The sequence below is a fragment of the Komagataeibacter saccharivorans genome, assembly GCF_003207825.1.
Classification (GTDB): domain Bacteria; phylum Pseudomonadota; class Alphaproteobacteria; order Acetobacterales; family Acetobacteraceae; genus Komagataeibacter; species Komagataeibacter saccharivorans.
The window spans coordinates 45,328-52,323 of sequence record NZ_NKTY01000022.1; the positions used below are offsets into that span (position 1 = coordinate 45,328).

Here is a 6,996-nt window from a genome sequence, read left to right on the forward strand (position 1 = left end):
CGGCCTGACCGGTGCCGATCCGTCCAGCGCCGCACATCAGGGGATAGAGTAACGTGTTACAGCCAGCTACGTCGTCCGTCTCTGCCACGGGTGCGCCGTCCACGGATACCGTGTCAGCAGGGCAGGGGCGAAAGGTGCTTCGCGCGGCCCTGACCACCGCATCCGCCGGCCTGCTGGTGGGGCTGGACACTGGCCTGATTGCCGAGGCACTGGGCTTTATCGGTCGTGATTTTCATGCCACGCCCCGCATGCAGGAATGGATCGTGTCGGTGCTGATGGTCGGCGCGCTTCTGGGGTCGCTTGGGGCAGGGGTCTTTTCACAGCGATTCGGACGCAGGCTGGCGCTGGGTTCGGCCACATTGCTGATTGCGGTGGGGGCGCTGTTATGCGCTACGGCCGGGATCATCGGGCAGATCCTGCTGGGGCGGTTCCTGATCGGGATGGCCATCGGCATCTGCACCTTCACCGCGCCACTGTATATTTCGGAACTGACCAGCGGGTCGATGCGCGGAACCATGGTGTCCACCTTCTCCATGCTTCAGTCCACGGGCATTCTGCTGGGTTATCTGGCGGGGGGGATTTTCTCCGGTGGGGGACACTGGCGGCTTATGGTCGGCCTGCCGGTCATTCCGGCTGCCCTGCTGTGTGCAGGGTGTGCGCTCCTGCCTTCCAGCCCGTCATGGCTTGCGGCCCGTGGCCGGTTTGAGGAGGCGCGTAGCGTGCTGCGCAGCCTGCGTGGCGATGTGGCGGTGGCTGACCGGGAACTGGACAACATCCGCCATGAACTGGGGGCGGGTAAGCCGGTGGGCGGGTTTGCCCTGTTGCGCAGCCAGCCGTTCTTTCGCCGGTCGGTCGCGCTGGGTATCGGCCTGCAGGTCATGCAGCAGCTTACGGGCATCAATGTGGTCATGTATTACGCGCCCAAGATTCTGGAAGGGGCGCATTTCGGCACATCCGCCGCCGCATGGGCCACGGTTCTGGTGGGTCTCATCAACGCCGTGGTGGGTATCGTGGCCATTTTTCTGGTTTCGCGCTGGGGACGCAGGCCGCTGCTGGCGGCAAGCTGCATTACCATGGCAGCCGCCCTTGGCTGCGCGGGCCTGATTGAGGGGCTGCACCTGCAGGGGATGGGCGCCACGCTTTCCCTTATGGCCGCACTTCTGGTGTTTGTCGGCGGGTTTGGCATTGGGGCGGGGCCGCTGGTCTGGACGCTGTGTTCGGAAATACAGCCGATCGAGGGGCGTGATTTTGGCGTGGCCTGCTCCACCCTGGCCAACTGGGGCATGGACTGGGCGGTCAGCAACACGTTCCTCAGCATCGTGGCGGTACTGGGCGCGGGGTGGACATTTGCGGGCTTCAGCGCGCTGAATGTCGTGTTCCTGTTCTTCACGCTTCTGCTGGTGCCTGAAACCCGCAATGTGCCGCTGGAAGTCATCGAACAGCATCTGGAAGCGGGCCTGCCCCTGCGCCGGATCGGGCGTTAGGCCACACCACCCGCTGTCAAGGGGCGGAGCGGTTATCGCGGTGGGGTGTAATGAAGCAGCATGCTTCCCACCGCCGCCATATGCGTGCCCGCGCCCAGCACCACCATCACATGCCATAGCGCGTTGGAAAACGGCATGCCCGCGCGCATGTAGAACACGACGCCAATGCAGTAGAAAAACAGGCCGAGGACAATCAGGAAAAACGCAGGCGAAGGCAGCATCCATACCTGCGGATCGGGGCAGAGGAAGAAGATCCACGCCACGCACAGATAGGGGATCACATGAAACCGCCGGGACCATGTGAAAAAGCACATCTTGGCTACAATCCCGGCCAGCGCCATGGCCCATAACACGCCACAGAACCACTGGTTGGCCCAGCCCTTTCCACCCAGCAGGATGAAGGGCGTATAGGTCGCGGCGATCGCTACGAAGATGATTGACTGGTCAAGGCGCTGTAATCCACCCTTGAGCCTGCATGGTGGACAGAAATTGTAAGCTGCCGAGGACAGGCAGGTGCCAAGGATACCGCCGCAGTAAAGAAGCGTCACATCCTTCTCAAGCATGGAATGCGACAGCATGGCGGTATGAATCAGCCAGATCACCCCATATCCAAGCCCGACCACGCCCACGATATGGACAAGCAGGTCAGTCGCCCGTTCGGGCGCGGAATAGATGGGGAAACGTGTGCGGATGTTCATGCGGACCGAAATACCCGTTATTTTTCCGTGGGTCCGGTCCTGTATGATGAATAAGTCTGTTTCCGGATATGCAAAAAACAGCTTCAGAACGGGAATCTGCTTCCGGCTGGCCGGGATGCCGCGAAGGAAAGGCAATCATGGCGTATCCGGCGCTGAAGGCACGTTGGGTGCATGACGGCACACAGGTGCGGAGAGGGTAACCGCCGCCCCGTTTTGGGCGGGGCGGCGCGGTGTCAGCGTTCAGCCATTGCGGAATGTGTAACTGTAGCCGTTAAGGGCGGGGGCACCGCCCAGATGGGCGTAAAGCACTTTCGCCCCCTTGGGGAAAAAGCCTTTTTTGACCAGATCCATCAGGCCCTGCATGGATTTGCCCTCATAGACCGGATCGGTGATCATGCCTTCCAGTCGGCCGGAAAGGCGGATGGCCTCTACCGTCTCCCTGGAGGGAACACCGTAGGCAGGGTAGGCGTAGTCTTCCATCAGGACGATGTCGTCACCGCAGATTTCCGGCCCCTTCACCAGCGCCGAAGTTTTCTGCGCGATGTCGAGTACCTGCGCCTTTGTCTGTGCGGGGGTGAAGGATGCATCGATGCCGATCACGTTGCGCGCGCGGCCATCGGCGGCAAAACCGACCACCATGCCGGCATGGGTGGACCCGGTTACGGTGCATACGACGATGAAGTCGAACCTGGTGCCCATCTGCGCTTCCTGCGCGCGGACTTCCTCCGCAAAGCCGACATATCCCAGGCCGCCATATTTATGGACCGAAGCACCCGCAGGAATGGCGTAGGGTTTGCCGCCCTTGGCCCGGACCTGTTCCAGCGCCCGTAACCAGCTATCGCGTATGCCGATGTCAAAGCCTTCATCCACAAGCTGCGCCTGCGCCCCCATGATCCGGGTCAGCAGGATATTGCCCACACGGTCATAAACCGCATCATCATGCGGAACCCAGCTTTCCTGTATCACATGGCACTTCATGCCGATTTTCGCCGCGACGGCCGCGACCAGACGGGTATGGTTGGACTGCACACCCCCGATGGAAACCAGCGTATCGGCGCCCGACGCGATGGCATCGGGAATGATGTATTCCAGCTTGCGCAGCTTGTTGCCGCCAAAGGCAAGGCCGGAATTGCAGTCTTCCCGCTTGGCATAGATCTGCACATCGCCCCCGAGATGGTCGGACAGGCGTTTGAGGTGTTCGATATGCGTGGGGCCGAAGGTCAGCGGATAACGCTCAAAAGCGGACAGCATGAAAAACCTCGCATCATGATTGTGGCCTGAGCGTATCAGACAAGGCATGAGGGGTGTTTTCATATTCAGTGGAATTATGGCGATATAATTCTGAAATGATGATTACTATGCGGTATATGTTCCTTAAAGACGGTTTATAATGGAAGAAAACACCACAAGGGTCGAACTGGACCGAACGGATATGCGGCTTTTACGCCTGTTGCAGGCGGATGGACGCATGGCCAATGCGGACCTCGCCACACGGGTCAATATCAGTCCGGCCACCTGTCACCGCCGCGTGCAGCGCCTGCTGGCGCTGGGATGTATTACTGGCGTGCGCGCGACCCTGAACCCGCAGAAGATGAACCTTGGCACGCTGGTCATGGTGGGCGTGGTGCTGGATCGGTCCACACCGGAAAGTTTCGCAGCGTTCGAGGAAGCCGCGCGTAACCTGTCCATTGTGATCGACTGTCATCTGGTTGCGGGGGATTTCGACTATTTCCTGAAAATTCGGGTGCGCGACATGGCGGATTTCAATCGCCTGCACGGGCATAAACTGATCAGCCTGCCAGGCGTGCGACAGACACGGACGTTTTTCGTGATGAAGGAAGTGGTCGATAACCGCAGCCTTGATATCTGACGTGCCAGCCAGCGGGGTATTTTTGCGCAAACATCTGTTTTCTGACGCGCCCCATGCGTACCCATCAATCCATCGCGGCCTGAAGAACAATCTGGCCCCAGTGCACTGTCCGACTGTTTCATGGCTGTGCATGTTGAGGGGAGGAAGGGAAGATGACCGTCCGTTCCTTTAACGCAAAGAAAGCATGAGTACAGGCCGCACCCTCGGGAAGCGTTCATGACAGTTCCTTCATCTGCCATGGTGACATGGCGAACAGAGCGGAAGGGAGCAGTTCCATGTCTGCATTCTGTTATGACAAAGTGCCTGTTTTCCCTGCAGGCTCGGGGAAAAGGGCATGAAGTCAGCCCATCACGATCCTGACCATGTGCGATTGAGGAGGCAGACGCAGGCGTTCTGTCCCTATAGTTTCGGGGACGTGCGGATCGTCCCGAATGGCTGATGGTAGCGCAGTATGCATTAAATGTCTGACAGGTATGCATTGATCGTTGCGTTTTCGCATGCGTCATGTTGTTATCAGCCATGCGCAGGAAGCGGCGTTTCTTACTACCCTTGCCGGAGACATGACATGGATCGTTTGAAGACAATGCTCCAGGGCCGTGCCAACATGCTGCTGGGTCAACTGAAGCAGGAAATCGGCTACGCAACTGGCCTGCGTCGGCTGGAGCGACAGGGCATCGTGCAGGAAATGCGCGGCTTTTCCCAAACCGCCCGCCTGCACCGCATGGCCGCGATGGAACAGGCCGAGCAGGGCTGAACCGTTCCCGATCGGGATCTGATGACAAACGCATAACCGCATCGCGTGCAGGGTGGTTGCCCGTGGGCAGCCAACCCGTACGATGGCCGCATTACATAATTCATGCAGGAATGCGGCCATGAGCGAAGACCAGATTATCGACATGCCTTTCACCACCGACGCCATGAAGGCGGCTGTGGAACGGCGCATCATCCAGTCCCCCGAACTGTCGGATCAGGAAAAACACGATCTCAGCGTGACTCTGGCCGGACTGGACGCACGCCGTCTGGCGGAACTGGTCGAAACCGTACTGGGGCATGCGATTGAATCCGGCCCGGAAATCCTGCCTTACCTGAAGCGGATCGGTCAGCGCGGCTGATTTTTACGGGGCGGCAGGCTGCATCGTGCGGGCAGCCTGCCGTGCTTTCCACAATGCCGCCAGCCGGGCATGCAGCCGGGGTTCGCTGGCATAGATATAAAGTCCCCTGACACCCCGCGTCATAAGGACATTGATGGAATTGAGGATGATCCGTTCCATCACTGCTGGCGGATTGGTTATGCCGTCACGCCCGGTAAAGGCGGCCCTGTCCTCATAGCGGGCGGGATCGATCACGATCCGGTCTGCCGTCGGGTCATATGTGACGGATGGGCCAAGTATGATGCCCGCATAATTCAGGTCGAAACCCTGAATGGTGTAGACTGATCCCACCTCGTCAATCGTATCGGGCCGTTCAGCCCACGGCAGGCGGGCCTGTGGCATGGCGCGGTCCCAGCGCAGGTGAAAGCGGCCTTCGGTAATGAAATGGTCCCGCCCGTTCAGGGTATAGGGATAGTCATAGGTCGCCAGCATGCGGCACAGGCCGAATTCCGCATTACGCTGCCTTATGGCTTCGTACATGGATTGGGCATCGTCAAAAATGCGGAAATCGAAATGTTGCGGGGCGGGCAGGGAGGCAAGACGGCCATCACGCAGGGCGCGTATCCAGTCCATGACATCGGGGTTCGCGTGCATGCGGAACTGATGGTCCAGCCTGCGGGTTACGACCGGATAGCCCGCGACCAGACGGGCCAGCGTGGCATCATCCCACAGGCTCTTGAACTTCAGCACCTGCCTTGCATCAAATACCATCACGACAACATGGGCGTGACGTATGATCTCCTCCAACTGGTTATCCTGCCGGAAGCGGTTATAGGGATCGCTGCGGGTCAGGAGCAGATGGGCTTCATCCACCAGTACGATATCGGCGCGTCTGTCCGTGCCATCCATCTGGTTGATGAATGTTGTCGGGCGCTCGAAATCCTTCTTGCGCAGGGCGGGCTGGGTTTCGGAAATATTGCGGTACAGCTTGATCATTTCCGGGTGGTTCACCAGCACCCGGTTATCGCTGCCATGCAGCGGGTCATGCCGATCAGTCCCGCGTGCGGCCTGCTGGATGGCCGTAAACAGCGTATTGAGCAGCAGGCTTTTGCCGGTTCCCGCATCGCCTTCAATAATGAATAGTGCGTGCCGGTCCGTGCGGTGGGCACGGCAGAAAGCCAGTACTTCGTTCTTCAGTTGCAGTTGCTGCGCCGTCAGCGCCACGGTAGGGGCAAGTCGTGTCAGGGCGCTGTCAGGACCGGAATGGATGGGCGTGTGCATGTCTCTCCCCATAAGCCCGACGGGACGGTGGTTCCACTACTATCCGGCAGGGCAGGGCAGATATGTGAAATATGCCCCAAGGTCAGGCATCCTATCGGTTTTCGCGCGCTTTCTTAAGTTATAACATGAATGGACGCGCATATCGCGCATCACCGGACAGGATGACAAGCCATGACTGACAAACCCACCGCCGCCGCGCGCGAACATCTGCACAAACTGGCCAGCAAGGGGCTGAAGGAACCCAAGCTGCTGCAGAAAGAAGAAGTAATTGCCCTGGCCCAGCATGTGGCCAAGGAACATGGCCGCGCCAGCGGTGCCGAGCACGAAATCGCCAAGAAGGCAGAGCATAATCCCGAAGGCGTTACAGCAGCCGAAATCCAGGCCCTGTGCGCCCATGTGACAGGCGAACGTACGGCCCGTTAAGTCGTATTTCGGGGAGCAGGAGAAAACTCCTGCTCCCGGTCTGTGCCGGGCTAGGTTCTGTTGACAAAAGACGGTAGCCACAATTTTACGGCTGCGAGGTTAAGAAAGGCGAGAAATGATTTTCTTGTCTTGTCATATCGTGTGGCGAT

8 protein-coding genes are annotated in these 6,996 nt (G+C 59.2%); 5 read left to right on the top strand and 3 right to left on the bottom strand.

The genetic code is table 11. The annotated features are described in order from the left end of the window. Positions 1–53 precede the first annotated feature (53 nt). Positions 54–1,484 (top strand): sugar porter family MFS transporter, encoded by a 1,431-nt coding sequence (locus CFR79_RS11980; protein WP_258373570.1) that lies wholly within the window; start codon positions 54–56, stop codon positions 1,482–1,484. Between the two features lie 32 nt (positions 1,485–1,516). On the opposite strand, the gene trhA is transcribed toward CFR79_RS11980, so the two are convergent. Continuing rightward, on the bottom strand, positions 1,517–2,182 hold the full coding sequence (gene trhA / locus CFR79_RS11985; RefSeq protein ID WP_110548053.1) for a PAQR family membrane homeostasis protein TrhA: 666 nt from the start codon (positions 2,180–2,182) through the stop codon (positions 1,517–1,519). A gap of 240 nt (positions 2,183–2,422) precedes the next feature. Next, positions 2,423–3,433, bottom strand: coding sequence for a 1-aminocyclopropane-1-carboxylate deaminase (locus CFR79_RS11990; RefSeq protein WP_110548046.1), 1,011 nt, complete (start codon positions 3,431–3,433; stop codon positions 2,423–2,425). A 139-nt stretch (positions 3,434–3,572) separates the two neighbouring features. Here CFR79_RS11990 and CFR79_RS11995 point away from each other — a divergent pair, with 139 nt between their 5' ends. From CFR79_RS11995 to CFR79_RS12005, 3 genes are all read left to right on the top strand, one after another. Continuing rightward, entirely contained in the window at positions 3,573–4,052 is a 480-nt protein-coding gene (locus CFR79_RS11995) for an Lrp/AsnC family transcriptional regulator (RefSeq protein ID WP_110548047.1), read from the top strand. 583 nt (positions 4,053–4,635) lie between these two features. Next, positions 4,636–4,806, top strand: a complete 171-nt coding sequence (locus CFR79_RS12000; protein WP_258373571.1) for a CsbD family protein — start codon at positions 4,636–4,638, stop codon at positions 4,804–4,806. Positions 4,807–4,924: 118 nt separating this feature from the next. After that, entirely contained in the window at positions 4,925–5,164 is a 240-nt protein-coding gene (locus CFR79_RS12005) for a hypothetical protein (protein WP_102323442.1), read from the top strand. Between the two features lie 3 nt (positions 5,165–5,167). Here the strand turns inward: CFR79_RS12005 and CFR79_RS12010 are convergent, their stop codons facing one another. Beyond that, positions 5,168–6,424 (bottom strand): DUF2075 domain-containing protein, encoded by a 1,257-nt coding sequence (locus CFR79_RS12010; RefSeq protein WP_110548048.1) that lies wholly within the window; start codon positions 6,422–6,424, stop codon positions 5,168–5,170. Positions 6,425–6,595: 171 nt separating this feature from the next. On the opposite strand from CFR79_RS12010, the gene CFR79_RS12015 reads away from it, so the two are divergent. Further along, a complete protein-coding gene (locus CFR79_RS12015) occupies positions 6,596–6,847 on the top strand; it encodes a hypothetical protein (RefSeq protein ID WP_102323444.1) in 252 nt (83 codons plus the stop codon). Positions 6,848–6,996 lie beyond the last annotated feature (149 nt).